This window comes from Methylobacterium sp. UNC300MFChir4.1 (genome assembly GCF_900110155.1).
GTDB lineage: Bacteria > Pseudomonadota > Alphaproteobacteria > Rhizobiales > Beijerinckiaceae > Methylobacterium.
The window spans coordinates 122,049-146,121 of sequence record NZ_FOCS01000008.1; the positions used below are offsets into that span (position 1 = coordinate 122,049).

Annotated in this window: 24 protein-coding genes and 1 pseudogene; 13 read left to right on the forward strand and 12 right to left on the reverse strand. The window is 70.8% G+C overall.

What is annotated here, in order from left to right:
* The first annotated feature begins 79 nt into the window (after window positions 1-79).
* The 3 genes from BMY19_RS13280 to BMY19_RS13290 all read left to right on the forward strand — a co-directional run bounded on the left by BMY19_RS13280 (window position 80) and on the right by BMY19_RS13290 (window position 1,434).
* Window positions 80-349 carry a hypothetical protein gene (locus tag BMY19_RS13280; RefSeq protein WP_020095199.1) on the forward strand — a complete coding sequence of 90 codons (270 nt, stop codon included), beginning with the start codon at window positions 80-82 and terminating at the stop codon, window positions 347-349.
* A gap of 83 nt (window positions 350-432) precedes the next feature.
* Window positions 433-645: a hypothetical protein gene (locus BMY19_RS13285; RefSeq protein ID WP_100252004.1), complete on the forward strand. Its 213-nt coding sequence runs from the start codon at window positions 433-435 to the stop codon at window positions 643-645.
* A 75-nt stretch (window positions 646-720) separates the two neighbouring features.
* Complete coding sequence (locus tag BMY19_RS13290; protein ID WP_100252005.1) at window positions 721-1,434, forward strand: YidB family protein; 714 nt, start codon at window positions 721-723, stop codon at window positions 1,432-1,434.
* Between the two features lie 153 nt (window positions 1,435-1,587).
* Here BMY19_RS13290 and BMY19_RS13295 read toward each other — a convergent pair whose 3' ends face one another.
* Window positions 1,588-1,854, reverse strand: a complete 267-nt coding sequence (locus tag BMY19_RS13295; RefSeq protein ID WP_100252006.1) for a DUF4926 domain-containing protein — start codon at window positions 1,852-1,854, stop codon at window positions 1,588-1,590.
* Window positions 1,855-2,104: 250 nt separating this feature from the next.
* Here BMY19_RS13295 and BMY19_RS31320 point away from each other — a divergent pair, with 250 nt between their 5' ends.
* A complete protein-coding gene (locus BMY19_RS31320; RefSeq protein WP_244534915.1) occupies window positions 2,105-2,200 on the forward strand; it encodes a hypothetical protein in 96 nt (31 codons plus the stop codon).
* A 113-nt stretch (window positions 2,201-2,313) separates the two neighbouring features.
* The gene (locus BMY19_RS13305) at window positions 2,314-4,158 is read left to right on the forward strand and encodes an NACHT domain-containing protein (protein ID WP_100252057.1); all 1,845 of its coding nucleotides are present in this window, start codon (window positions 2,314-2,316) and stop codon (window positions 4,156-4,158) included.
* Between the two features lie 43 nt (window positions 4,159-4,201).
* On the opposite strand, the gene fabF is transcribed toward BMY19_RS13305, so the two are convergent.
* From fabF to fabD, 4 genes are all read right to left on the reverse strand, one after another.
* Window positions 4,202-5,464 carry a beta-ketoacyl-ACP synthase II gene (gene fabF / locus BMY19_RS13310; protein ID WP_100252007.1) on the reverse strand — a complete coding sequence of 421 codons (1,263 nt, stop codon included), beginning with the start codon at window positions 5,462-5,464 and terminating at the stop codon, window positions 4,202-4,204.
* 183 nt (window positions 5,465-5,647) lie between these two features.
* A complete protein-coding gene (locus tag BMY19_RS13315) occupies window positions 5,648-5,887 on the reverse strand; it encodes an acyl carrier protein (protein ID WP_007559070.1) in 240 nt (79 codons plus the stop codon).
* 332 nt (window positions 5,888-6,219) lie between these two features.
* Window positions 6,220-6,957: a 3-oxoacyl-[acyl-carrier-protein] reductase gene (fabG, locus tag BMY19_RS13320; protein WP_056523896.1), complete on the reverse strand. Its 738-nt coding sequence runs from the start codon at window positions 6,955-6,957 to the stop codon at window positions 6,220-6,222.
* 30 nt (window positions 6,958-6,987) lie between these two features.
* Window positions 6,988-7,932, reverse strand: a complete 945-nt coding sequence (fabD, locus tag BMY19_RS13325) for an ACP S-malonyltransferase (protein WP_091682547.1) — start codon at window positions 7,930-7,932, stop codon at window positions 6,988-6,990.
* Between the two features lie 329 nt (window positions 7,933-8,261).
* On the opposite strand from fabD, the gene rpoZ reads away from it, so the two are divergent.
* The 3 genes from rpoZ (at window position 8,262) to BMY19_RS13340 (ending at window position 12,154) form a co-directional block, all read left to right on the forward strand.
* On the forward strand, window positions 8,262-8,672 hold the full coding sequence (gene rpoZ, locus BMY19_RS13330; protein WP_010685409.1) for a DNA-directed RNA polymerase subunit omega: 411 nt from the start codon (window positions 8,262-8,264) through the stop codon (window positions 8,670-8,672).
* Window positions 8,673-8,877: 205 nt separating this feature from the next.
* Window positions 8,878-11,151 (forward strand): RelA/SpoT family protein, encoded by a 2,274-nt coding sequence (locus tag BMY19_RS13335; protein ID WP_091682570.1) that lies wholly within the window; start codon window positions 8,878-8,880, stop codon window positions 11,149-11,151.
* 361 nt (window positions 11,152-11,512) lie between these two features.
* Window positions 11,513-12,154 (forward strand): LabA-like NYN domain-containing protein, encoded by a 642-nt coding sequence (locus tag BMY19_RS13340; protein ID WP_020095206.1) that lies wholly within the window; start codon window positions 11,513-11,515, stop codon window positions 12,152-12,154.
* A gap of 4 nt (window positions 12,155-12,158) precedes the next feature.
* Here BMY19_RS13340 and BMY19_RS13345 read toward each other — a convergent pair.
* The 3 genes and pseudogenes from BMY19_RS13345 to dapA all read right to left on the reverse strand — a co-directional run bounded on the left by BMY19_RS13345 (window position 12,159) and on the right by dapA (window position 14,335).
* A pseudogene (locus BMY19_RS13345) lies at window positions 12,159-12,727 on the reverse strand (peroxiredoxin).
* 219 nt (window positions 12,728-12,946) lie between these two features.
* A complete protein-coding gene (gene smpB / locus BMY19_RS13350; protein WP_020095208.1) occupies window positions 12,947-13,420 on the reverse strand; it encodes an SsrA-binding protein SmpB in 474 nt (157 codons plus the stop codon).
* A 15-nt stretch (window positions 13,421-13,435) separates the two neighbouring features.
* Window positions 13,436-14,335, reverse strand: a complete 900-nt coding sequence (gene dapA, locus BMY19_RS13355) for a 4-hydroxy-tetrahydrodipicolinate synthase (RefSeq protein WP_100252008.1) — start codon at window positions 14,333-14,335, stop codon at window positions 13,436-13,438.
* A 200-nt stretch (window positions 14,336-14,535) separates the two neighbouring features.
* Between dapA and BMY19_RS13360 the strand changes: the two genes are divergently transcribed.
* Both BMY19_RS13360 and BMY19_RS13365 read left to right on the forward strand, forming a co-directional pair.
* Window positions 14,536-16,884 (forward strand): transglycosylase SLT domain-containing protein, encoded by a 2,349-nt coding sequence (locus BMY19_RS13360; RefSeq protein ID WP_100252009.1) that lies wholly within the window; start codon window positions 14,536-14,538, stop codon window positions 16,882-16,884.
* A 257-nt stretch (window positions 16,885-17,141) separates the two neighbouring features.
* Window positions 17,142-18,134: a catalase family peroxidase gene (locus BMY19_RS13365; protein ID WP_100252010.1), complete on the forward strand. Its 993-nt coding sequence runs from the start codon at window positions 17,142-17,144 to the stop codon at window positions 18,132-18,134.
* 59 nt (window positions 18,135-18,193) lie between these two features.
* Here the strand turns inward: BMY19_RS13365 and BMY19_RS13370 are convergent, their stop codons facing one another.
* On the reverse strand, window positions 18,194-18,445 hold the full coding sequence (locus tag BMY19_RS13370; protein WP_100252011.1) for a hypothetical protein: 252 nt from the start codon (window positions 18,443-18,445) through the stop codon (window positions 18,194-18,196).
* An 85-nt stretch (window positions 18,446-18,530) separates the two neighbouring features.
* On the reverse strand, window positions 18,531-19,109 hold the full coding sequence (locus BMY19_RS13375) for a thermonuclease family protein (protein WP_100252012.1): 579 nt from the start codon (window positions 19,107-19,109) through the stop codon (window positions 18,531-18,533).
* A 112-nt stretch (window positions 19,110-19,221) separates the two neighbouring features.
* Here BMY19_RS13375 and BMY19_RS13380 point away from each other — a divergent pair, with 112 nt between their 5' ends.
* Genes BMY19_RS13380 through BMY19_RS13390 form a run of 3 tightly spaced genes read left to right on the forward strand, consistent with a single transcriptional unit; the run spans window position 19,222 to window position 21,569 of the window.
* Window positions 19,222-19,536, forward strand: a complete 315-nt coding sequence (locus BMY19_RS13380; protein WP_091980259.1) for a PepSY domain-containing protein — start codon at window positions 19,222-19,224, stop codon at window positions 19,534-19,536.
* Window positions 19,537-19,548: 12 nt separating this feature from the next.
* Window positions 19,549-20,217, forward strand: coding sequence for a response regulator transcription factor (locus BMY19_RS13385; RefSeq protein WP_100252013.1), 669 nt, complete (start codon window positions 19,549-19,551; stop codon window positions 20,215-20,217).
* Complete coding sequence (locus tag BMY19_RS13390) at window positions 20,214-21,569, forward strand: sensor histidine kinase (RefSeq protein ID WP_100252014.1); 1,356 nt, start codon at window positions 20,214-20,216, stop codon at window positions 21,567-21,569. Before BMY19_RS13385 ends, BMY19_RS13390 begins: the two co-directional genes overlap by 4 nt.
* 196 nt (window positions 21,570-21,765) lie before the next feature.
* On the opposite strand, the gene cysC is transcribed toward BMY19_RS13390, so the two are convergent.
* Both cysC and BMY19_RS13400 read right to left on the reverse strand, forming a co-directional pair.
* Window positions 21,766-22,425 carry an adenylyl-sulfate kinase gene (cysC, locus tag BMY19_RS13395; protein WP_100252015.1) on the reverse strand — a complete coding sequence of 220 codons (660 nt, stop codon included), beginning with the start codon at window positions 22,423-22,425 and terminating at the stop codon, window positions 21,766-21,768.
* Between the two features lie 91 nt (window positions 22,426-22,516).
* Complete coding sequence (locus BMY19_RS13400) at window positions 22,517-23,611, reverse strand: hypothetical protein (protein WP_100252058.1); 1,095 nt, start codon at window positions 23,609-23,611, stop codon at window positions 22,517-22,519.
* Window positions 23,612-24,073 lie beyond the last annotated feature (462 nt).

Here is a 24,073-nt window from a genome sequence, read left to right on the forward strand (position 1 = left end):
CGCGCCCGCCAGCCGGGCCGCGCCCATCCGCGCGCCCGGCCGCGCGCCATCATCGCGCCCGCAGGGAGGCCGGACGGCCGTGACGCTGCTGCTCGCCGGATTCTGGCCCGGGCTCGCCGGGGCGGCCGCGCTCGGCCTCGTGGTCGGCGCGCTGGTCGGCTGGCCGGACCGCCTCGCCGCCTCGCTGGGGCTCTGCGTGGTCGCGGGGCTCGTGGCCGCGGCGGCGATCGCCGGGTTCGTGCCCGGGCTGCCCGGCCTGTGGCTCGACGGCGCGGCCCTGATGCTGCCGGTCTACTGCGCGGCCTGCCTCCTCGGGGCGCTGGGACGCCGCCTCGCCGGCCGGACCTGACGGCGCGGGAACCTCTCCGCCCCCCGACGGCGTTTTTCCGGCAACAGGGCCCCAGGGCCCGCCCCGAACCCGGAGAGGCCGCGATGCCCAGGACCGTCGACCGTCCCCATCCCGCGCGACGCCGCGCCGTTCGCCTGCCGCGGCCCCGCGCCGGCGCCGCCGCCACCGGCCTGTTCCTGGCCGGACTGATCCTCTCGGCCGCGACGGTGCCGCTGGTCGAGCCCGCCGACGCCACCACCGGCAGCGGCACCGGCGGCGGCACCGCGCAGGCGGCGCTCGCGACGCCGGCCCGCTGAGCGAGGCAACCCGCGCCCGCCCCGGAATGTTGTTCGCCCGGGCCCGTCCGGCCCGGGCCTAGGGGGGAGACGCGCATGGGACTGCTCGAATCAGCGATCGGCGGCGTGCTCGGTCAGGTGTTCGGCGGGCAGAAGCAAGGGTCTGGGGGCATGTCGCCCCTGGTCAAGGCACTCCTGATGCTCCTGCTGGCCAAGGGCGCCAGCGGCGGCTTCGGCGACATCTTCGGCCGCGGGCGCCAGGGCGAGCCCGGCCCCGAGGCCGACCGCTCCGGCGGCGCCGGACCCTACGGGCGCGATCCCGGCCAGCACCCCGCCGATGCCGGCGGGCGCCGTCCTCCGGAAGAGGGCGGCGACATCGGCGGCTGGGACCAGTACGGCGGCCGCCGCGACGGCGGCCCGGGCGGGCCGTCGGACCCGTCCCTGCCGCCCGGCGACTTCTCGGACCTTTCCGGCATGCTCGACGGCCCCGGCGACGCCCCGCCGCCGAGCCGCGCCGCCCCGGACGGGCAGGGGGATCTCGGCGGCCTCGACGGGCTGGTCGACCGGTTCCGCCAGGGCGGCCTCGGCGACGTGATGGAGTCCTGGATCGGCCACGGCACCAACCGCCCGGTGGCCCCGGACCAGCTCGCCCGGGCGCTCGGCCCCGACACGGTGGACACCCTCCAGCAGCAGACCGGGATGGACCGCGAGACGCTGCTGTCGCAGCTCGCCCAGGCCCTGCCGGAGGTGGTGCACGCGCTCACGCCGCAGGGACGGGTGCCGGGAGAGGCCGAGCGGCGGGGGTGGTAAGCGGCCGGCCGCTTGAAGGATGCCGCGCGACCTGACGACGATCCCACCCTTGCCCTCATCCTGAGGTGCCGCAGCGCAGCGGAGGCCTCGAAGGAGACCTCCAGAAAGACCTGCGATCTCTGGAAGGCTCCATCGAGGCCGCTGCGCGGCACCTCAGGATGAGGTCGCGGGTGGGATATTTTTATCGATGAGCGTCAGATCGCCGGGCCGAACCGTCGCCAGGGCGCCCAGCGGTGTAGGAAACTCCACAACGTAGGCCTCCCCGTCGCGGTAGACGCTGACGATGGTGCCCTCCGACCCGGGCGGCAGCGCGTCCCTGTCGTCGCTAACCACCGCAGCCGTTAGCGTGACGCGATCGAGATCCCGAAGGTCCGATCGGAGGTCGTCCTGGCGGAACTGATAGGCACAGGCCAACACCATGGCGCGAAGATACGTGCCGGCCTCGGCTTTGCAAACGGGTGCTGCCCGGGAACGCCGAACTTTCTGGTGAGCGCGACTGTCGCCGGGGATCTCGGGGGGCCCGACGGGCGGGTGGACCGCTTCCGGCAGGAGGCCTCAGCGACATGATCGAGTCCTGGATCGGCCACGCCGCCGACCGCCCGGTGGCCACGACCAGTTGGCCCGGGCGTTCGGCCCCGACACGGTGGACACCCTCCAGCAACAGACCGGGATGGACCGCGAGACGCTTATTTCCCAGTTGGGCCAGGCGCTGCCGGAGATGGTGCACACGCGCACGCCGCAGGGGCGGGTGCTGGAAGGAGCGTAGCGGCGTGGGTGGTGAATTTACCTGAGATAGCTCATTGACATCCTTTGTGACAATTTTATTAATCTAGGAGAATTCAGCAGCGGATATAAGCTGCGAGGGAGGCAACGACTTAGATGGATTCTGGTTTTTTCACCGGCATCGTAGCCTCAGCTTTTAAAAAACTCGCAGAACAGCAGATCACAAAAGGTGTCAATGCATCTCCTCAAGTATTGAGTCGACTTTGGGATAAAATTAGAAGCAATTTTTCCCAGCATCTTGAGGATTCTTACCGGAAGTATTCCACGGTTAGAACTGTTCTCAATCGCGATGAGGCGATGCAGACCCTAAAAATCTATACTAGCACGTTATTTGCATCCGCCGGCGAACAATGCACCGATGAAGATCTACTTGATAAGGTATTGGAAGGATCACGATGCTGTGTAATTGGGACTGGAGGCTGCGGCAAGTCTATGTTCATGCGTTATTTATTGCTGAATCTGATTGAGAACGAGAAAAACAAGATACCTATTGTATGCGAACTCCGGCAACTCAATAGCCTCGAGTCCAAAGACATCGTTTCATTTTTACACTACTCAGTAAATAAAAACGATGGATTTGTGAGCCTGGAGGTCTTCAAGAACGTTTTGAAGGAGGGATCTTTTGTAATCATTCTAGACGGCTTCGACGAGATCGATTTTAATCATCGAACTAGTGTCGAGAGAAACATTATCGAATTAAGCGAAAGATACCCAAAAGTATCTGTGGTCGTTTCGAGCCGCCCGGATGATAGATTTTCATCGTGGACTGATTTTAGGATCTGGCACGTTCGACCAATGGAAATCGATCAAGTTATTGATCTTATCGAAAGCCTTAACTATGATAATGAGGTAAAGAAAAAATTTATTAAAGCTGTTCGCGGCGGATTATATATTCGCCATCGAAGCTTCATGTCAAATCCGCTGTTGGCAACAATCATGCTCCTCACTTACGATCTGTATCCAAACATACCCGATAAAATCCATCTATTCTACCACCAAGCATTTGAGACATTATTTTCTTTGCACGATTCATCAAAGCAACCTGGGTATCAGAGAAAAATGTATACTCAACTCGCTAGCGATGCATTCAAGAACTGTTTCTCAATTGCTTGCATAACTTCATATGTGAATGAGAAATTTACGTTCACTGAGGAGGAGCTTAAAAAACATATTCAGCAAGCCCTTAAGCTTGAGAATCATGATGTGGAATCAAATCTTTTTATTAAAGATTTGATCGAGTCAGTTTGCATCATGCAGAAAGAAGGCTTGCACATATCATTCACGCATAGATCATTCCAGGAATATTTTGCCGCACATTTCATATCGCGAGGTTCATTCAAAGACATTTCAAAGCTAGCCGATAATATAGTTAGACGACAATCAGATAACGCGTTAATTATGGCATACGACATGAATAGCGCACTTCTTGAACGGGAATGGATTTTGCCAAAACTACGCGAACTTAATGATGAAATACTTAAAATAGATAATCCGGCAGACGAGTCACCCTACCTTCGTATTGTCTTTGGGGACATTGCGATTCACTATATTCAGGCCGAACAGGCGTTCCGATTCCACATTGAACGAGAGTCTAATTGGTCAAGCTTTACGAGATATATCACTCAGATATATAATCAAGTATTCGATGCCGCCAAACAAATCGACTTGGATGGAAAGGCAAATCTAAATCAATCAATCGTTGAAGAGATGAGGCGCCGCAAGATTTTACCAAAGAGCTCGCTGCCGGAAACAACCAGCAGGGGGACAATGAGAAAACCTATTATAATCGATAAAAATGTAACTCCTTGGTTGCAAGAAAGTCAGCTAGCTACTTACGCCCGATGGCACCGTGACGGTTTGAAAGCCGCACTGAAGCTCGCGGAGAAAAATGTAAATTCACGTGAAAAATTAGCCGAGATTCTAAAATTTGAGCCAATCTGATTTCTAATCAGAATTTTCTGGAAGAAATCCAATCGTAAAACACTTAAATCACCCGCCGCATCACCAGCGACGCATTCGTCCCGCCGAACCCGAACGAGTTCGACAGCACCACGTCGATCTGCTTGCGCTTCGCCTCGAACGGCACGAGGTCGATCTTGGTCTGGACGGAGGGGTTGTCGAGGTTGAGCGTCGGCGGGATGACGTTGTCGCGCAGGACGAGGATGGAAAAAATCGCCTCGACCGAGCCGGCGGCGCCCAGCAGGTGGCCGACCGAGCTCTTGGTGGACGACATGGTCGCGTTCGCGGCGGCGTCGCCCAGGAGGCGCTCCACGGCCTTCAGCTCCAGCTCGTCGCCCATGGGCGTCGAGGTGCCGTGGGCGTTGATGTAGCCGATCTCGGACGGCGCGATTCCGGCGCGCTTCACCGCGGCGGTCATGCAGCGGAAGGCGCCGTCGCCGTCCGGGGACGGGGAGGTGATGTGGTAAGCGTCGCCCGAGAGGCCGTAGCCCACCACCTCGGCGTAGATCTTCGCGCCGCGGGCCTTGGCGTGCTCGTACTCCTCCAGCACCACGATGCCGGCACCCTCGCCCATGAGGAAGCCGTCGCGGTCGCGGTCGTAGGGACGCGACGCCTTCTCGGGCGTGTCGTTGAAGCCCGTGGTCAGCGCCCGGCAGGCGGAGAAGCCCGCGATCGACAGGCGGTTCACCGGCGACTCGGCGCCGCCCGCCACCATCACGTCGGCGTCGCCGAGCGCGATCAGGCGGCTCGCGTCGCCGATGGCGTGGGCGCCCGTGGAGCAGGCCGTCACCACGGCGTTGTTCGGTCCCTTGAGGCCGTACGCGATCGAGACCTGGCCGGAGGCGAGGTTGATGATCCGGCCCGGGATGAAGAACGGCGAGATCCGGCGCGGGCCCTTCTCGTGCAGGGTCACGGAGGCGTCGTAGATGCCGCCGATGCCGCCGATGCCGGAGCCGATCAGCACGCCGGTGGCGCACTGGTCCTCGTGGCTCTTAGGAAGCCAGCCGGCATCCTTTAGCGCCTCGTCGGCCGCCGCCATCGCGTAGACGATGAACGGGTCAACCTTGCGCTGCTCCTTCACCTCCATCACGAGGTCGGGGTTGAAGGTGCCGTCGGTGCCGTCGCCGAACGGGACCTGCGCGGCGATCCGGCAGGGCAGGTCGGCGGATTCGAAGCCGCGGATCGGGCCGGCGCCGCTGTCGCCCGCGATCAGCCGGCTCCAGGTGTGCTCCACCCCGCTGCCCAGCGGCGTGACCATCCCCAGACCCGTGACCACCACCCGCCGCATGTGCCCTGTCCCGTCTTGAGGCGCCGCCCCGCCGGCACCGCCGCGGTCGCGCATCGTCCTAACTCGCTCGGAGGCAGAATCGGTCCCCGCGGGCCCCGTCACGACTCCGAGCCTTGAAACGCATAACGGCGCGGGGGCTGTTTCGCCTCACCCGCGCCGCGTCAAACCCGGTCCCCGGCGCCTTTAGGCGGCGGAGTTCTTCTCCAGGAACTTCACGGCGTCGCCGACCGTCTGGATCGTCTCGGCAGCGTCGTCCGGGATCTCGACGTTGAATTCCTCCTCGAAAGCCATGACCAGCTCGACCGTGTCGAGGCTGTCGGCACCGAGGTCGTCGATGAAGTTGGCGCTCTCGACCACCTTCTCGGGCTCCACGCCCAGGTGCTCGACGACGATCTTCTTCACGCGCTCAGCGATATCGCTCATCGGTCTTCCGTCCTCGTCCTTCTGGTCTGTCAGTCTTCTCGGGGTGGTGCCGTGGCCGCGTCGCGCCCCTGCGGGCTTGTTGTGACGGGCCGGTGTCCGATCGCGCGTGCTTCTGAGGTGAACCGGCGCGTGAGCCGGGACGCCCCCGCCGGAGGGCCTTGGACTGAAAACCCGCTGAACCGTCAACCCCCTGTACGGCTGCGGGGCGTGGTAGCACAGGGTTCCAGCCCTGGCGAGGGCCCGTTCAGAAAGCCTTCATGGGTGTGGCACTTGCGTGTCGGCGGGGGTGATTCGCGCGCCGTTCCCGCCGGTCGGGAACCGGTATACGCGCCCTAGTACATGGCCATCCCGCCGTTCACGTGCAGCGTGTGGCCGGTGACGTAGCCCGCCTCCGCGGAGGCGAGGTAGAGGCAGGCCGCCGCGACCTCCGACCCCTCGCCGAGCCGCCCGGCGGGCACGCGGGCGAGGATGCCCTCGCGCTGCTTCTCGTTGAGGGCGTCGGTCATGGGCGAGCTGATGAAGCCCGGCGCGATGCAGTTGACGGTGATTCCCCGCGAGGCGACCTCGGCGGCGAGCGCCTTGGTCATGCCCACGAGGCCGGCCTTGGCGGCGGCGTAGTTGCCCTGGCCGGGATTGCCGGTGCTGCCGACCACCGAGCCGATGTTGACGATCCGCCCGGAGCGGCGGCGCATCATGCCCTTCACGGCGGCCCGCGACAGGCGGAAGGCGGCGGTGAGGTTGACGGCGATCACCTGCTCCCACTCCTCGTCCTTCATCCGCATGAAGAGGTTGTCGCGGGTGATGCCGGCATTGTTCACGAGGATGTCCAGCGGGCCGATCGCGGCCTCGGCGGCCGGGACGAGGCCCTCGACCGAGTCCTTGTCGGACAGGTCGGCCGCGACGGGGCTCGCGCGCTCGCCGAGCTCGGCGGCGAGCGCCTCCAGGGCCGCGGGCCGCGTGCCCGAGAGCGCCACGGCGGCGCCCTGCGCGTGCAGGGCCCGGGCGATCGCCTGGCCGAGGCCGCCGGTCGCGCCGGTGACGAGGGCCTTGCGGCCGGTGAGATCGAACATGCGGGACTCCGTCGGATCAGAGCGCGCGGGTCAGAGCGCGAAGGCGGCGACGTCGGCGGGGGTGCCGATTGCGGCGGCGCTCGCCTGGGGGGCGACGCGCTTGACGAGGCCGGTCAGCACCTTCCCGGCGCCGAGCTCGTAGAACCGGTCGACGCCGGAGGCCGCCATGGCGGCGACGCTCTCGCGCCAACGCACGGTGCCGGTGACCTGCTCGACCAGGGCCGCGCGGATCGCCTCCGGATCGGTGACCGGGGCGGCCGCGACGTTGGCGTAGAGGGTGACGCGCGGGGCCGCCAGCGCGACCTCGGCGAGCGCCCGGGCCATGGCCTCGGCGGCCGGGGCCATCAGGCGGCAGTGGAACGGCGCCGAGACGTTGAGCATCACGGCGCGCTTGATCCCGCGGCCGGTGGCGATGCCGACGGCGCGCTCCACGGCCGCGCGGTCGCCGGAGAGCACCACCTGGCCGCCGCCGTTGTCGTTGGCGACGTCGCAGACCGCGCCGTCGCCGGCCTCGTCGGCCGCCGCCTCGGCGACGGACCGGGCGGCCTCGAGATCGGTGCCGATCAGCGCCGCCATGGCGCCGGCGCCCGGCGCGACGGCCGCCTGCATGGCCTCGCCGCGCAGGCGCAGCAGCCTGGCGGCGTCCGCGACGGTGAGGCTGCCGGCGGCCGCGAGCGCGGCGTACTCGCCGAGCGAGTGGCCGGCCACGCAGGCGACGTCGCGCCCGAGGTCGAGGCCGCGCTCGGCCTCCAGCACGCGTAGCACCGCGAGGCTCGCCGCCATCAGGGCCGGCTGGGCGTTGGTCGTGAGGGTCAGCGCCTCGACCGGCCCCTCGAACATCAGCCGCGACAGGTTCTCGCCCAGGGCGGCGTCGACCTCGTCGAGCACGGCCCGGGCCTGCGGGAAGGCCTCGGCGAGGTCCCGCGCCATGCCGACCGCCTGGCTGCCCTGGCCCGGAAAGATGAGTGCGCGCATGTTGCGTCCTGGTCGCCGGCGCCGCGCGGCGCGCGAACGCCGCCCGTGTCGGCCGAAACTCTGGAATGGCGCGCGCACTCGCACCCGCGGCGCTGGGTGTCAACAATGCGCCGCACCATGATGCCGCAGCGACGCGGTCCTCCGGCCCCTCGGCGTTCGGCCCCTCGGCGTCCGGCCCGACCGGACCGGCACGCGCGCCGGACGCGCGCCGGGTTCGCGCCGGACGCGCGCGCCGCGCAACCCGCTGTGCTTGTTGCACAACGGCATCCGGTGTAGAGTGGCGCCATACCCGACATCACCCGTCGCTCAAGCCCAAGGAGCCGCCCCGCATGGCGCGCGTCACCGTCGAAGACTGCATCGAGAAGGTCGAGAACCGCTTCGAGCTGGTGCTGCTGGCGAGCCACCGGGCCCGCCTCCTGGCCGCCGGCGCCCCGCTGACCATCGACCGCGACCGCGACAAGAACCCGGTCGTGGCGCTGCGCGAGATCGGCGACGAGACGATCACGGCCGACGACCTCAAGGAGCAGCTGATCCACTCGATGCAGAAGTACGTCGAGGTGGACGAGCCCGAGGCCGAGACCGTGCCGCTGCTGTCGAGCTCGCCGGCCGCCGCCGCGGTGGCGCCGCAATCCTCCAGCGACGACGCGGCGGTCCAGTTCGACCGCATGAGCGAGGAGGACCTGCTGCGCGGCCTCGAGAACCTCGCCCCGCCGGTCGAGACCGACGACGAGGGCGAGTGAGCCTGGACACGTGGGCCTGGATGGGCGCGACCTGACAGAGACCGGACCCGGCGGAGACGCCGGGTTCTCTCGTTCCGTGGCCGGCCCGCCGGCATCCGGCGCGGCCCCGCCGCCGGGGGCTGGCGCCGTCCCGGCGGTTGCGGAACAATCGCGCGTGATCCAGACCCCGCGCACGACCCCGGACGCGCCGGCCCCGTCCCGGCGGATGATGCGCCAGTACGAGCTCGTCGAGCGGGTCAAGCGCTACAACCCGGCCGCCGACGAGGCGCTGCTCAACCGCGCCTACGTTTACGCCATGCAGGCGCACGGCACGCAGAAGCGCGCCTCGGGCGACCCGTTCTTCGCCCACCCCCTCGAGGTGGCGGCGATCCTCACGGACCTCCACCTCGACGACGCCACCATCGTGGCGGCGGTGCTGCACGACACCGTCGAGGACACCGAGGCGACGCTCGAGGAGATCCGCCGGCTGTTCGGGCCGGAGATCGGCGCCCTGGTCGACGGCCTGACCAAGCTCAAGCGCCTCGACCTCGTCTCCAAGCAGGCCGCGCAGGGTGAGAACTTCCGCAAGCTGCTGCTCGCGGTCGCGGCGGATGTCCGCGTGCTGCTGGTCAAGCTCGCCGACCGCCTGCACAACATGCGGACCCTCCAGCACATGCGCGACGACAAGCGTCGCCGCATCGCGCAAGAGACCCTGGACATCTACGCGCCGCTCGCCGGCCGCATGGGCATGCAGGAGCTGCGCGAGGAGCTGGAGGATCTGGCCTTCCGCAACCTGGAGCCGGAGGTCTACGCCACCATCACCCAGCGCCTGACGCGGCTCTCCGCCAAGTCCGAGACCGTCGTCGAGACCATCGCGCAGGTGCTCACCGAGAAGCTCGGCGCGCAGGGGATCACCGCCGAGGTCAGCGGCCGGCAGAAGCGCCCGTTCTCGATCTGGTCGAAGATGGAGCGCAAGTCCGTCGCCTTCGAGCAGCTCTCCGACATCTTCGGCTTCCGCGTGGTCGTCGACACCGTGCAGGATTGCTACGCGGCGCTCGGCATCGTCCACACCAGCTGGCCGATGGTTCCGGGCCGGTACAAGGACTACGTCTCGACCCCGAAGCAGAACGATTACCGCTCGATCCACACCACGGTGATCGGACCGAAGAGCCAGCGCGTCGAGCTGCAGATCCGCACCCGCGCCATGGACGACATCGCCGAGTACGGCATCGCCGCGCATGCCCACTACAAGGAGATCGGCACCGAGTTGGTGAAGGACCCGGCCCGCGCCGAGGGCAGCGTGCATCCGCGGCTCGCCGCGGAGAGCGGCGCCTACCAGTGGCTGCGCCGGACCATCGAGCTCCTCGCCGAGGGCGACAGCCCCGAGGAGTTCCTGGAGCACACCAAGCTGGAGCTGTTCCAGGACCAGGTGTTCTGCTTCACCCCGAAGGGCCGGCTGATCGCCCTTCCGCGGGGCGCGACGCCGATCGACTTCGCCTACGCGGTCCATACCGACGTCGGCAACACCGCGGTGGGCGCCAAGATCAACGGCCGGATGGCGCCGCTGCTGCACGAACTCGCCAACGGCGACGAGGTCGAGATCAGCCGCTCCGACGGGGCCTCGCCCCCGGCGGCCTGGGAATCCCTCGTGGTGACCGGCAAGGCCCGCGCGGCGATCCGGCGGGCGACCCGCACCGCCGTGCGGCGGCAATATGCCGGCCTCGGACGGCAGATCCTGGACCGGGCCTTCGAGCGCGCCGCCAAGACCTTCTCGGAGGACAAGCTCCGGGGCGCCCTGCCGCGGCTCGCCCGCGCGACGACCGAGGACGTGTTCGCCGCCGTGGGGCGGGGCGAGATGTTCTCGGGCGACGTCGTCCGCGCCGTCTATCCCGACCACCGCGACGAGCGCCGGCCCTCCGCCGCGCAGGGCGCCGCCAGCGGCGCCGGCCGGCTCGTGCGCTCCTCCGACCAGACCATGCGGCTGACCTTCCCGGGCGCCGAGGGCGGCAAGGAAGGCGGCAAGGAGGGGGAGGACGCGGATCGCAGCGACGCCATCCCGATCCGCGGCCTCGCGGGCGACCTGCCGGTCACCTTCGCGCCGAACGGCGGCGCGGTCCCGGGCGACCGGATCGTCGGCATCCTGACCCCCGGCGTCGGCGTGACGGTCTACCCGATCCAGTCGGCGGCACTCGCGGCCTTCGACAACGAGCCGGAGCGCTGGCTCGACGTCCGCTGGGACACGGAGGCGCTCGGCGGCGAGCGCTTCCCCGCCCGGCTGGCGCTGAAGTCGATCAACGAGCCCGGGGTGTTCGCCCAGATCGCCCAGGTGATCGCCGACCACGACGGCAACATCGACAACATCTCGATGAAGCGGCGAACCCAGGACTTCACCGACATCACCATCGACCTGTCGGTCTGGGATCTCCAGCATCTCAACGCGATCATCGCCGAACTGCGCGGCAAGCGCCCGGTCAACAGCGTCGAGCGCGTGAACGGCTGAGGTCGAGGGGCGCGGTGTGCGGCGCATCTGAGGTTTACAGGATCAACTTACGTAAACCACCGTTTTCACGACGAAGCCCTGTCGTGGTCAATTAATCCGCCCCGAGAGTTCAGTTTTTCACGACCGCACAATCCCGTGCTCTGCTTGACACGGACCCGTTTGAAACGAATGGTCCAGCGGACGGGGCGTCGGTGGCGCGGGTCATCGACCGCGCCGGTCCACCCCGGTTTGCAGAGCGCGGCGGCCGCGATCGCGGCGCACCGTCCCGGCCACGCGCCCCGGCCTTTCGCCCCGGGCGAACCCTGACCGATTGTTCAGACGATTTCCTGTCACCCACGATTTTTCGGGACCTGACCTGTTCATGCCAGTCACCCAGCGCAGCGCCATCTTCATCGACGGCGCCAACCTCTACGCCACCACCAAGGCCCTCGGTTTCGACATCGACTACAAGAAGCTGCTCAAGGAATTTCAGTCGCGGGAGAACCTCCTGCGGGCATTCTACTACACAGCCATGATCGAGGATCAGGAATACTCCTCGATCCGGCCGCTGATCGACTGGCTCGACTACAACGGCTACCGCGTCGTGACCAAGCCCGTGAAGGAGTTCACGGACTCGATGGGGCGGCGGAAGTACAAGGGCAACATGGACATCGAGCTGGCGATCGACGCCCTCGAGCTCAGCCCGCACATCGACCACATGATCCTGTTCTCCGGCGACGGCGATTTCCGCTCGCTCGTCGAGGCGATGCAGCGGCGCGGCGTGAAGGTGACGGTGATCTCCACGATCCAGACCCAGCCGGCGATGATCTCCGACGAGCTACGGCGGCAGGCCGACGAGTTCGTCGACCTCGCGAGCCTCGCGGGCCGGATCGGGCGCGAGCCCGGCGAGCGCCCGGCGCGGGCCTCCGGCGAGGCGCCGACCCGCTACCGCGGGGAGGGAAGGGCCAATCCGGGCCTGGAGAACCGCTACGGCATCCGCCAGCCGGAGGCCGAGGAGGAGTAGCGCCTCAGGCGCTGCCCCCGTCGAGCCAGTCGAGGACCTGCCGGGCGCTCCGGTCCGGCGGGAAGACCGGATAGAACAGCTCGCTCACGACGCCGTCGTCGATCACCAGGGTGAGGCGACGCAGCAGCACCTGGCCACCGGCCTCGAAGGTGGGCAGGCGCGCCGCCATCGCGAAGGCCCGGTGCGGATCGGCCAGCAGCGGGAACGGCAGGCGCAGGCGCTCGGCCGCCTCCCGCTGGTAGGCGCTCGTCTGGGTCGAGAGGCCGAAGACCTGGGCGACGCCTCGGGCCGTCAGCGCGGCGTGGTGATCGCGGAAATCGCAGGCCTGCGGCGTGCAGCCCCGGGCGCCGGGGATCGCGTCCCAGTCGGGCGTCAGGCCCGGCTGGCCCGGCTCGCCGGTGCGCGGGTAGGCGTAGCCACGGTGCGGCCCGGCAGCCGCGCCAGCGAGACCGTGCGGCCGTCGGTGGCGGTGAGCGCCACGTCGGGCAGGCGCAACCCGCGCAGGTGATCGGCCGCGCCGTCGTCGACGGGGACCGGCAGGTCGTCGGGCAGGGTCTCGTGGGTGGAGGGCATGGGTCGCTCCGCAGGATCGCAGGCTCGGGACGCCGCACCGGCTAATCCGGGATCTTGTGACATCGCGCGGTCAGCGCAAGGCGAGCGCATCACGGCCTGCGCGCCCCCCCTGTAGGAACGATCGTCTTTGCGAGCGGAGCGAAGCAATCCAGCGGCACCACGCCCGCGGACTCGCGCTGCCCTGGGTCGCTTCGCTGCGCTCGCGATGACGGCCCGGCCTCAGCCCCGGTCCCGCAGCAGCCGCGCCCGGTCGCGCTGCCAGTCGCGCTCCTTGACCGCCTCGCGCTTGTCGTGGGCCTGCTTGCCCTTGCCGAGCCCGAGCTCGACCTTCGCCCGTCCCTTGTCGTTGAAGTAGATCTTCAGCGGCACCACCGTGTAGCCCTGGCGCTGCGTGGCGCCGATCAGCTTGTTGATCTGGCGGCGGTGCAGCAGCAGGCGGCGCGGGCGCTTGGTGTCGTGGTTGAAGCGGTTCGCCTCCAGGTATTCCGGGATGTAGGCGTTGAACAGCATCAGGTCGTTGCCGGAGGGGCCCGCATAGGCCTCGCCGATCGTCGCCTTGCCGCCGCGCAGGGACTTCACCTCGGTGCCGGTCAGCGCGATGCCGGCCTCGAGCGTGTCCTCGATCGTGTAGTGATAGCGCGCGGCGCGGTTGTCGGCGACGATGCGCCGACTGGGCTCCGGTTTCGGGGCCATGATGCGTGACTTCCCTCAGTCGACCAGAAGGCCGGCGTGACGCAGGGCGTCGTCGACGATGCGCTTGGTGGGCTCGGTCACCGGCACCAGCGGCAGGCGCAGCTCGTCGGTCATGTAGCCGAGCCGCGACAGCGCGTACTTCACCGGCGCCGGGTTGGCCTCGGCGAACAGGCCCGTCTGCAGGGGGAACAGCTTGTCCTGAAGGGTCAGCGCCTTGGCGTAGTCGCCGGCGAGCGTCGCCTCCTGCAGGTCGGCGCAGAGGCGCGGGGCGACATTCGCCACCACCGAGATGCAGCCGTGGCCGCCGTGGGCGTTGTAGCCGAGCGCCGTCGCATCTTCGCCCGAAAGCTGGATGAAGCTCTCACCCATGGCCTGACGCTGCTGGCTGACGCGGTCGATCTTGGCGGTCGCGTCCTTCACGCCGGCGATGTTCTTCAGCTCGAAGAGCCGGGCCATCGTCTCGACGCTCATGTCGACGACGGAGCGCGGCGGGATATTGTAGATGATGATCGGAATGCCGACCGCGTCGTTGACGGCCTTGAAGTGGGCGTAGAGGCCCGCCTGCGTCGGCTTGTTGTAGTACGGCGTCACCACGAGGACGGCGTCGGCGCCCGCGCGCTCGGCGTGCTGCGCCCGCTCCACCGCCTCGGCGGTGGAGTTGGAGCCCGCGCCGGCCACGACCGGCACGCGCCCGCCCGCCTCGTCGATGCAGGCCTCGACCACCCGGTCGTGCTCGGAATGGGTCAGGGTCGGGCTCTCGCCGGTGGTGCCGGTGGGCACGAGGCCGTGGCTGCCCTGCTCGATCTGCCAGCGCACGAACTTCCGGAAGGCGGCCTCGTCGAAGGCCCCGTCGCGGAAGGGCGTCACAAGCGCGGTGAGCGAGCCCCGCAGGCGGCTCCCGGTCATCTCGGTCATCTCAGGCGTCCCAAAGGGTCCCAGCTGGGATTTCGGCGGTCTCGGCGCCGCGCGTGGTCCGCATCGTACGGGCACGGACCGGCAGACATAGGCGGTCGCGTCACGGCGCGCAAACAGATCGTGGGGACGGTTAACGCGATCTTAATGGTCACGGCCCGATCCTCGACCTTTCCCGCTCCGGTGATCAGTAGGGGGGAATCGTGATCCGACCCGCGGCCTCGCATCCGGCCCCGAAGCGCACGTCCCTCACCGCCGCCGCGCTCGTCGCCACCGTCGGCGTGGCGCTCGCCGGCCCGGCCGGCCAAGCCGGCCAAGCCGGCATCGACGCGCCCACGACGCCGCCGGCCACGCAGCCCGCGCCGCCGGCGAGCGACGCCGCCCTCTCGACCGCCCAGGTCCGAGGCGCGCAGGCCGTGAAGGCGAGCGACCCTGTCGCGGCCGACGCCCTGAAGCTCGACCCGGTCCACGCCTCGAGCGGCGACGACAAGGGCGAGGAGCCCGCCCGGACGCTGCCGGCCGCGGCCTCGGCCTACGCCTCCGCGGACCCCGACGCCCCGGTGGCCTTCCCGCTGCCGGACGCCGCGGTCACCCCGGCGGCCCCGGTGCCCGAGGTGCCGGATCCCGCGCGCCCGAAGATCTCCGGCGACACCGACCCGACGCTGCTGCGCGGCGCCATCGACCTCTACCGCAAGGGCCGGGTCGCCGACGGCGACCGGATGCGCGACGGCTTCACCGACCCGGCCGCGAAGGCGCTTCTCGAGTGGGTGGCGATCCGCGCGGGCGCCGGGATCGGCTTCAACCGCACCGTGGCCTTCGTCCGGGCCAATCCGGACTGGCCGGCCGGCCCGCTGCTGCGCCGCCGGGCCGAGGAGGCGCTGCTCTCCGAGAAGAAGGCGCCCGCGACGGTCCGGGCCTACTTCGCCACGTCGAAGCCGGTGAGCGCGCCGGGCAAGTTCGCCCTGGCGCTGGCCCAGCGCGCCGACGGCTGCGACGCCGACGCCGCCGAGATGGTCCGCGACCTCTGGCGCACCGAGAGCTTCGGCCGCAGCCTCGAAGCCAAGGTGCTCGACGCCTTCCCGGACGCGCTGACCCGGGTCGACCACCGTTACCGGATGGAGCGGGCGCTCCTGAAGGACGACTGGGAGAGCGCCGGCCGGGCCGCCGGCTACGCGGGCGGCGCCTATGCCAGCCTCGTGCGCGCCCGCCGGGCCGTGGAGGACAAGTCCTCCGGCGCCGCTTCCGCGCTCGCCGCGGTGCCGCCGTCGCTGCGCGGGGACGCGTCCTACATCTTCTCCCGGGCGCAGTATCTCCGCCGGGCCGACAAGGCCGAAGCCGCCGCCGCCGTGCTCGCGACGGCGCCGAGCAACCCGGACGTGCTGGTCGACGGCGACGAGTGGTGGATCGAGCGCCGGATCGTGGCGCGCAAGCTCCTCGACCTCGGCGATGCCAAGACCGCCTACGCGGTGGCGAGCCAGCCGGCGGCGCGCTCGCCCGAGAAGCGCATCGAGGCCGAGTTCCACGCCGGCTGGATCGCGCTCCGCTTCGCCGGCGATCCCGCCGCCGCCGCGCAGCATTTCGCCCGGGTGGCGGCGATCGCCGAGAGCCCGATCTCGGTGGCGCGGGCCGCCTACTGGCAGGGACGGGCGGCCGAGGCGCTCGGCCAGTCGGAGGAGGCGAAGCGCTTCTACGAGCGCGCCGCCCTGCAGCCGATCGCCTATTACGGCCAGGTGGCCCGGGCCCGGCTCGGCCAGACCAGCCTGCCCCTGCGGGCGCCGGCCGACCTCGAGGGCGCGGAGCGCCAGGCCTTCGACGGGCGGCTCTCCATCCGCGCCCTGCGCCTGCTCGGCGAGGCCGGGATCAAGGAGCTGGCCCTGCCGCTCTACATCGACGCCGCCCGGGACCTCTCGGACCCGCGCGAGCTCCAGGCGCTCGGCGACCTCGCCACCGACATGAAGGACGCCCGCGCCCTGGTGGCGATCGGCAAGCTCGCGGTCCAGCGCGGCCTGCCGCTCGACGCCCACGCCTACCCGACGATCGGCATTCCCACCTACGAGACCTTCACGGCGGTCCCGCAGGTCGAGCGGGCCATGGTCTACGCCATCGCCCGCCAGGAGAGCCAGTTCGACCCGCGCGCCCAGTCGGGCGTCGGCGCCAGGGGGCTGATGCAGATGATGCCGGCCACCGCCCAGCGCACCGCCCGCCGGGTCTCGACCGCCTTCGACGTCGACCGCCTGACCAGCGACCCCGCCTACTGCGCGAAGCTCGGCCAGGCCCATCTCGGCGAGCTGATGGAGGATTGGCGCGGCTCCTACGTGCTCGCCTTCGCCTCCTACAACGCGGGCGGCGGCAACGTGAAGAAGTGGATCGACGCCTACGGCGACCCGCGCAAGGGCGACGTCGACGTGATCGACTGGGTGGAGCGCATCCCCTTCACGGAGACGCGCAACTACGTGCAGCGGGTCATGGAGAACCTGCAGGTCTACCGCTCGCGGCTCGACAGCCGCAGCGCCCTGCTGATCGAGGGCGACCTCCACCGCGGCGCGCGGTAGCGGGCTCCGCACCGTCTTTGCGAGCGTAGCGAAGCAATCCAGGGCAACGCGAAGACCGGCGGTCTGGCGTGACTGGGTCGCTTCGCTCCGCTCGCAGAGACGAAGTTCTCGATCTGCGGCCTGCCGCCGCGACGTAACCCACACCCCAGCTCCGCCGCGGCATAGCTTTTGGTTGTGCCTCCGGCGCCTCGCTCCCTAGAAGATGGGCCGGTCCGCATTGACCGGCTCCCGAGAGCCCGCGCTGCCGAGAGGTTTCCATGCTGCGTTCGAGATCGGGTTTCGCCCTCCTGCTGAGCACCGCGCTCGCGGCCGCCGCCCCGGCCCTGGCCCAGGCCCAGGAGGCCTCCACCGCCGAGCAGACGATCGACGTGATGAACACGCTGTTCGGCAAGCATCCGGGGGCGCGGGCCAACCACGCCAAGGGCGTGGTCGCCGAGGGCAGCTTCACCCCGTCGCCCGAGGCGGCGAAGATCAGCAAGGCCTCCCTGTTCCAGGGCCCGGCGGTGCCGGTGACGATCCGGTTCTCGGATGCCACCGGTGTCCCGACCATCCCGGACGGCGCGGCCGACGCCAACCCGCACGGCCTCGCTCTCAAGTTCAAGCTGAGCGACGGCTCCGAGATGGACGTCGTCACGAACTCGCTGAAGTACTTCCCGGTCGCCACGGGCGAGGAGTTCCGCGACCTCCTGAAGGCCGCCGCCGAGAGCGGCCCGAAGGCCGCCCATCCGACCGCGCTGGAGCGCTTCGCCGCCGCCCACCCGGCCGCCGCCACCGCGGGCGGGACCGCCAGGACCCCGTCGAGCCTCGCCCGGCAGACCTACAACGGCGTCAACGCCTTCATCCTGGTGGACGCCGCCGGCAAGCGGCAGCCGTTCCGGTTCCGCTTCGTGCCGGTGGAGGGCGAGGAGATCCTCCCGCCCGAAGAGGCTGCCAAGCGCGATCCGAACTTCCTGATGGCCGAGATCGGCCCGCGGGTCGCCAAGACTCCGGCGAGGTTCCGGATGCTGGCCCAGCTCGCCGAGCCGGGCGACCCGACCAACGACGCCACCAAGCCCTGGCCAGACGACCGGAAGACGGTCGATCTCGGCACCGTGACGGTGAGCAAGGTCGTGCCCGACAGCGCCGAGGCCGAGAAGGCGCTGCTGTTCATGCCGAACAACCTGACCGACGGAATCGAGGTCTCGGACGACCCGCTGATCGACGCCCGCGTCCAGGCCTACGCGGTCTCGTTCAGCCGCCGCTCGCAGTAGCGCGGCCCGGCCGGACGGAGTCTCCGACCCGTCGCCTCATCCCGAGGTGCCGGAGCGGATCAGCGGCCCGTCCCGGCCTTCGGGGCGGAGGTCGGCTTCGCGCCGCCCGGCTGCCCCTTGCTCTCGACCGGGCCCGTGCGGGCGCCGTCCCGGGTGGCGCCGGTGCCGCTGAGGCCGCCCGCGCCCATGCTGGTCGTGGGCGCGCCGGCATCCTTGCGTCCCTCGGCCTTGCCCTGGCCCTCGGCGTCAGCGGCCCCCGCCGCGCAGGTGAGCAGGGCGGCGAGCAGCGTCGTACGGGTCAGGATCCTCATGGGGCCTCCGCGGGTCCACCGCCGCCCGGGCGGGCTCTCCGGTCCAACCGGGCGCGTCCGGGAGCGTTCCCGTGAGGACGGGGCGTCACCCGGCGGCGCGCAGGCCCGCGGCGGCGCGGCGGCCCCGCCGCTCGGCGGGATCCTGGAACACCCCCGACCACAGGCCGAGGCGGCGCCCCCAGGCCCGGTCCGCCGCGGGCGCGTAGTCCGGCGCGAGGTCCCGGTCGGGCAGGGCGAGGCCCTGCGCCACCATCCAGGCCCCGAGATCCGCCTCGCCGACCCGGCAGAGCGCCGCGCCCGCCTCGCCCCGCGGCTCGCAGGTGACGGCTGCCCCGCCGATCCGGTCGGCGAGCGCCCGGGCGGCGTCGCGGCCGCACGGGTAGGGCCGGTCCCGGGCGTCCGCGCAGGTCGCGTCGGCCTCCGGCGCGGCGATCCCGAACAGGCTGACCTGCCGCGCGCCGACGCGCAGCGTGCCGCCGTCGATCACCTGGGCGGGGCCGCGCAGGATCTCGCCGGCCCGGGCGGGGCCGTGCCAGCCGAGGCCGCCCGCCACGAGCGCGGCGAGGAGCGGCAGGCGCGAGCGGTCGCCCCTGTCGTCCGGGCAGAGGAGGGTGCCGGCGAGGCCGGCCGCGCAGGCGAGGAGGATACCGACGTAGAGCGACATGGTCTCAGGTCTCCGGAAGGGCTATGGCGGCCCTTGTGCCGAAGCGCCGCCCCGCGACCCTGACGCCGGCTGTCAGCGTCCCGTCAGGCGGTGCGGCCTAGCCTGCGCCCGCATGAGCCCGTTCCCGCCCCGCCGCCTCGTTCTCGCCCTCGGCCTGCTGGCCGCCCTCGCGGGCGGGCCCCTGCACGCCTCCGAGGATGCCGACCGGGCCCGCCGGGCGCTGGAGAGCGGCGAGATCCGCCCCCTCGACGCGGTGCTGGCGGCGGCCCGGGCGGCGGTGCCGGGGGACGTCGTGTCGGTCGACCTCAAGCGCGACGATGGGCACTGGCTGTACAAGCTGCGCATCCTCGGGCCCGACGGGAAGCGCCGGACCGTGAAGGTCGATGCCGGCACGCTGAAGATCCTGGACGAGGACGACGATGATTGAGGAGGCCGGCCCGTGCGCGTCCTGATCGTCGAGGACGAGCCGCGCATCGCGGCGGACATTCGGCAGGGGCTGGAGAGGGCCGGCTACGTCGCCGACGTGGTGGCGGACGGCGAGGCGGCGTGGTTCCGCGCCGAGACCGAGCCTTACGACGCCATGGTGCTGGATCTCGGCCTGCCGCGCCTCGACGGGCTCGGCGTGCTGCGCCGCCTGCGCGCTGCGGAGGTCGCCCTGCCGGTCCTGATCCTCACCGCCCGCGACGGCTGGCGCGAGCGCGTCGAGGGCATCGACGCCGGCGCCGACGACTACCTCGCCAAACCGTTCCGCATGGAGGAGCTGGTGGCGCGGCTGCGGGCGATCCTGCGGCGCACCGCCGGCCACGCCGCGCCGGTGCTGCGCGCCGGCACGGTCGAGCTCGACACCCGCACCCGCGCGGTCAGCGTCGACGGCAGGCCCACGGAGCTGACCGCCCTGGAATACCGGCTGCTGGCCTTCCTGCTGCACCGGCCGGGGCAGGTCGTGCCCGCGGGCGAGCTGCTCGACCACCTCCACGGCGTCGGGACCGAGCGCGAGGCCAACGCCCTGGAAGCGCTCCTGACGCGCCTGCGCCGCAAGATCGGGCCCGGGGTGATCGAGACCCGCCGCGGCCAGGGCTACCTGATCACCGGACCGGACGGGCCGTGAGGCGCGACTCCCTCCGCCTGCGGCTCGGCCTCGCGGCGGCCGCGCTGATCGCGCTGGCGCTGGTGCTCGCCGGGATCGGCCTCACGGTGATCCTCGACCGGGTGCTCGACGCCCGCACCGTCGCGGATCTGGACCGGACCGCCAAGCTCATCGCCGGCCGGGTGGGCCTCGCGCCGGACGGGACGCCGACCCTGTCCCGGGACCTGCCGGACCCGCGCTTCGCCACGCCCTACGGCGGCCTGTACTGGCAGGTCGAGGCGGGATCGCGCGCGCTGCGCTCGCGCTCCCTCTGGGACAGGAGCCTCGACCTGGGACCGGCCGGGGCGGGCGCGCAGGCCCCCGCGACCCTCGACACGACCGGGCCCGACGGCGGCCGGCTCATCGCGGTGGTGCGGCCGCTGCAGATCGGCGCGCCGGGCGCCGAGACCGCGCTGCGGGTCGCGGTGGCGGAGGACCGGCGCGGCCTCGCGGCGAGCCGGACCACCTTCCTGCGCCTGCTCGTCCCGGCGCTCGTCGCCCTATTCGTCGTCCTGACCCTGGCGATGGGCCTGTTCGTGCACCGGGCGCTCGGCCCGTTCCGGGTGCTGCAGGCGGAGCTCCTGGCGGTCCATGCCGGGCGGCGGGCGCGGCTGCCGGAGCAGTTCCCCGACGAGGTCCGGCCGCTGGTCACCGATCTCAACCGGCTGCTCGACGCGCAGGAGCGCGCCCTGGTCCGCGCCCGCGACGCCGCCGCCGACATGGCCCACGGCCTCAAGACGCCGCTGGCGGTGCTGGACGCGCTGGCGCGCCGGACCGGGCCGGCCGACCCGGCGCTGGCGGCCGAGATCGCCGAGCAGGCGCGGGCCATGGGCGGGCAGGTGGAGCGGGCGCTGGCCCGGGCGCGGGTCGCGGCCGCGGGCGACCTGCGGCGGCGGTCCTGCCCGGTCGCCCCGGTGGCGGAACGCCTCGTCGCGACCCTGCGGCGGCTGCCGGAGGGCGGGTCCCTCGACTGGGCCGTGGCGGTGCCCGGGACCCTCGCCTATCCGGGCGAGGAGGGCGAGCTGATGGAGGTGCTGGGCAACCTCCTCGACAATGCCCGGAAGTGGGCGCACCGGCGGGTCCGGATCACCGGGACGGAAGCCGGGACGGAAGCCGGCCAGCCGGGCCTCGCCGTCGAGGATGACGGCCCCGGCATGAGCGCCGCGGCCATCGCGGGGATCGGGCGCGGCCAGCGCTGGGACGAGAGCCGGCCGGGCACCGGCTTCGGCATCGCCATCGCCCGCGACGTCGCCGAGGCCGCCGGCGCCCGGCTCGATTTCGGCCGCTCGGCGCTGGGCGGCCTGCGGGCGGAGCTGCGCTGGCCGGGCGGGTAGGGCGAGCCGGGCGCCTCCCAATTCGCGCCCTCATCCTGAGGTGCCGGCTGAGGTGCCGGAGCGAAGCGCAGGCCTCGAAGGCGGGCTCCAGGGATCGCGCGGCCGGCTGGAACCCTCCTTCGAGCCCCGCTTCGCGGTCACCTCAGGATGATGGGATGGCTGGGAGGGCCCGGTGTGCGCGTCGGGAACCACACGCTCACCGCCCCGGCTTCGCACCCGCGCCCGCCCGGCTCAGCCGCATCAGCCGCGCGCTCAGGGCGCGGGCGCAGGCCGCGGTGCCGCGGCCCTCGGTGGCGATCGTCAGGTCCGGCCGCTCCGGCGCCTCGTAGGGCGCCGAGATGCCGGTGAAGCCCGGGATGCGGCCGGCGCGGGCCAGCCGGTAGAGTCCCTTCGGGTCCCGGGCCTCGCACAGGCCCAGCGGCGTGTCGACGAACACCTCCAGGAACGGGATGTCGCCGGCGATCCGGCGCGCCAGCGCCCGGTCGGCCCGGTAGGGCGAGATCAGCGAGACGATCACCACCGTCCCCGCCTCGGCCATCAGCCGCGCCACCTCGGCGGTGCGCCGGACGTTCTCGGCGCGGTCCTCCGGCGAGAAGGCGAGGTCGGCGTTGAGCCCGTGGCGCAGGTTGTCGCCGTCGAGGACCGCGCTGTGCCGGCCGCCCGCGACCAGGGTCCGGTCGGCCTCCGCCGCCAGCGTCGACTTCCCCGCCCCCGACAGGCCGGTCAGCCACGCGATCACCGGCACCTGGCCGAGGCGCGCCCAGCGCGCCTCCCGCGCCTGGAGGGGGTGCCAGGTCACGGGGCCCGGAGGGAGGCCGGCCGGAACCGTCTGCGGGATCTTCTGCACGACGCACATATCCACCGCTTGGTCCACCGCCTGGTCACACGCCTGGGGCGGCGTCCGCGCGGGCGGCCGCCGGTTCTCGGACATCGACACGCGCGGGCCCCTACGGCACGCGCCAGACCGGGTAGCCGACGGCCTCGCCGAGGCGCTCCCGGCACTCCTCCAGGATGTGGGCCGTCCGCCGCCGCCACGCGGGCGGGGACCGGAAGGCGGCCCGCGCCGCCGCCGCCCGCACCAGCGCCTCGACCGCGGCCTCCGTCTCGGGCGCGACCGGCCCGGCGGCGAGCTCGTTCGGCGGCGCGGCGGGCGCGGCCGCGATCACCGCGTCCCAGCTCTGCCCCCAGCAGGCGGCGGCGAAGCGCGCGTTCCCGGCCGCGTAGCGCGCCGCGACGCGGGCCAGCCCCTCCGGGGCGTCGCCGCGGAACCGCTCCGCGTCGAGCCCCCGCCCCCAGGCCCAGTCGTCGAGGACGTGGCCGAGCAGCCGGCGATGCCCGGTCACCTGCCGGTGCACGCCGAGCCGGTACAGGCGGCGCGACGCCTCGACCGCGACCGGCCCGGAACTCCGGTTGGTGCGGTAGGCGAGGTCGGCCGGGCCGAGGAGCGGCGCGAGGCGCTCGCCCAGCCCGAGCCCGTCGACCAGCCGCGCCAGCAGCGGCGCGTCGGACCGCCGGTCGCGATACGGCAGGGCGGTGACGCGCCCCGCGGCGGCGCGGCGCCAGGGCTCGAGCCGGTCCGCGTAGTCGTAGCGCCGGGACTCGCCCTCGGAACGCAGGAAGCCGCGGAACGTGCGGCCCTCGGCGACGACCTGCGCCCGCAGGGCGTAGGCCGAGGCCAGCTGCTCGGCCTGCGGCTTGACCACGAGCGCCGCCTCCAGGGCGAAGCCGCGGCGCGCGAACAGGTCGGACAGGATCTCGGGAACGCGCCAGAACGGGCGCTGGACGGAGAAGTCCTCGTAGGAGAGCAGGACCGTGTCGGCCGGCGTGGCGGCCAGGATCGCGTCGAGCCGCGCGAGGGCCTCGCGGCGCTCCGCGGCGCCGCGGCGCCGGTCCAGCGCCTGGCCGAGCCGGTAGTGGTTGACGTCGTCGCTGCCGGGGGCGCCCGGCGGGGCGAGGTTCGGGTAGCAGATCCCGGCCGCGGCGAGGCGGGGGCGCAGGCGGGCCAGCACCTCCTGGAACGCGGTGGAGCCGGTTCGGGGCATCCCGATGTGAACGATCGCGCGGCGCACGTGTCCTGTCGACCCTGCTGGAATTCGCGGTTGCGGCAAGTCTTCCGCGCAGCCGGGCACAGTCCACGACCCCTCGTGGACGCGCACGTCTCGGGATGAACGCCGGACGAATCCGTAATCACGGTCCGATCACGGGAACGCGACCAGAAATAGCCAAGCTCCGTTTCTGCTCTATTTCAGACGGATTGCGGAATCGCCGGGCCGGGGCGCCGCGGGTGCGCCCGGGAGAGACAGCGCCGCGCGGCGACCCTCGAGCGCCGGACAACAGCGGCGCGATGCCGGGGCCGCTTCCGATCGTGTTGCAACGGTCGGGAAGGACGACGACCCCGGTCGAGACATCCGCGCCACGCCCCCTCTCCCGCACGGGAGAGGGGACCCGCGCCTCGTCCGGCACGGGCTCGACGCGCCACCGCCTCGCCTTGCTCGGGAGCGGTT

Coding starts and splice junctions, on each gene's coding strand:
- BMY19_RS13285 (WP_100252004.1), top strand. CDS start 433: ATGCCCAGGACCGTCGACCGTCCCCATCCCGCGCGACGCCGCGCCGTT.
- BMY19_RS13290 (WP_100252005.1), top strand. CDS start 721: ATGGGACTGCTCGAATCAGCGATCGGCGGCGTGCTCGGTCAGGTGTTC.
- BMY19_RS13295 (WP_100252006.1), bottom strand. CDS start 1,854: ATGGTGTTGGCCTGTGCCTATCAGTTCCGCCAGGACGACCTCCGATCG.
- BMY19_RS31320 (WP_244534915.1), top strand. CDS start 2,105: ATGGACCGCGAGACGCTTATTTCCCAGTTGGGCCAGGCGCTGCCGGAG.
- BMY19_RS13305 (WP_100252057.1), top strand. CDS start 2,314: ATGGATTCTGGTTTTTTCACCGGCATCGTAGCCTCAGCTTTTAAAAAA.
- fabF (WP_100252007.1), bottom strand. CDS start 5,464: ATGCGGCGGGTGGTGGTCACGGGTCTGGGGATGGTCACGCCGCTGGGC.
- BMY19_RS13315 (WP_007559070.1), bottom strand. CDS start 5,887: ATGAGCGATATCGCTGAGCGCGTGAAGAAGATCGTCGTCGAGCACCTG.
- fabG (WP_056523896.1), bottom strand. CDS start 6,957: ATGTTCGATCTCACCGGCCGCAAGGCCCTCGTCACCGGCGCGACCGGC.
- fabD (WP_091682547.1), bottom strand. CDS start 7,932: ATGCGCGCACTCATCTTTCCGGGCCAGGGCAGCCAGGCGGTCGGCATG.
- rpoZ (WP_010685409.1), top strand. CDS start 8,262: ATGGCGCGCGTCACCGTCGAAGACTGCATCGAGAAGGTCGAGAACCGC.
- BMY19_RS13335 (WP_091682570.1), top strand. CDS start 8,878: ATGATGCGCCAGTACGAGCTCGTCGAGCGGGTCAAGCGCTACAACCCG.
- BMY19_RS13340 (WP_020095206.1), top strand. CDS start 11,513: ATGCCAGTCACCCAGCGCAGCGCCATCTTCATCGACGGCGCCAACCTC.
- smpB (WP_020095208.1), bottom strand. CDS start 13,420: ATGGCCCCGAAACCGGAGCCCAGTCGGCGCATCGTCGCCGACAACCGC.
- dapA (WP_100252008.1), bottom strand. CDS start 14,335: ATGACCGAGATGACCGGGAGCCGCCTGCGGGGCTCGCTCACCGCGCTT.
- BMY19_RS13365 (WP_100252010.1), top strand. CDS start 17,142: ATGCTGCGTTCGAGATCGGGTTTCGCCCTCCTGCTGAGCACCGCGCTC.
- BMY19_RS13370 (WP_100252011.1), bottom strand. CDS start 18,445: ATGAGGATCCTGACCCGTACGACGCTGCTCGCCGCCCTGCTCACCTGC.
- BMY19_RS13375 (WP_100252012.1), bottom strand. CDS start 19,109: ATGTCGCTCTACGTCGGTATCCTCCTCGCCTGCGCGGCCGGCCTCGCC.
- BMY19_RS13380 (WP_091980259.1), top strand. CDS start 19,222: ATGAGCCCGTTCCCGCCCCGCCGCCTCGTTCTCGCCCTCGGCCTGCTG.
- cysC (WP_100252015.1), bottom strand. CDS start 22,425: ATGTGCGTCGTGCAGAAGATCCCGCAGACGGTTCCGGCCGGCCTCCCT.
- BMY19_RS13400 (WP_100252058.1), bottom strand. CDS start 23,611: ATGCCCCGAACCGGCTCCACCGCGTTCCAGGAGGTGCTGGCCCGCCTG.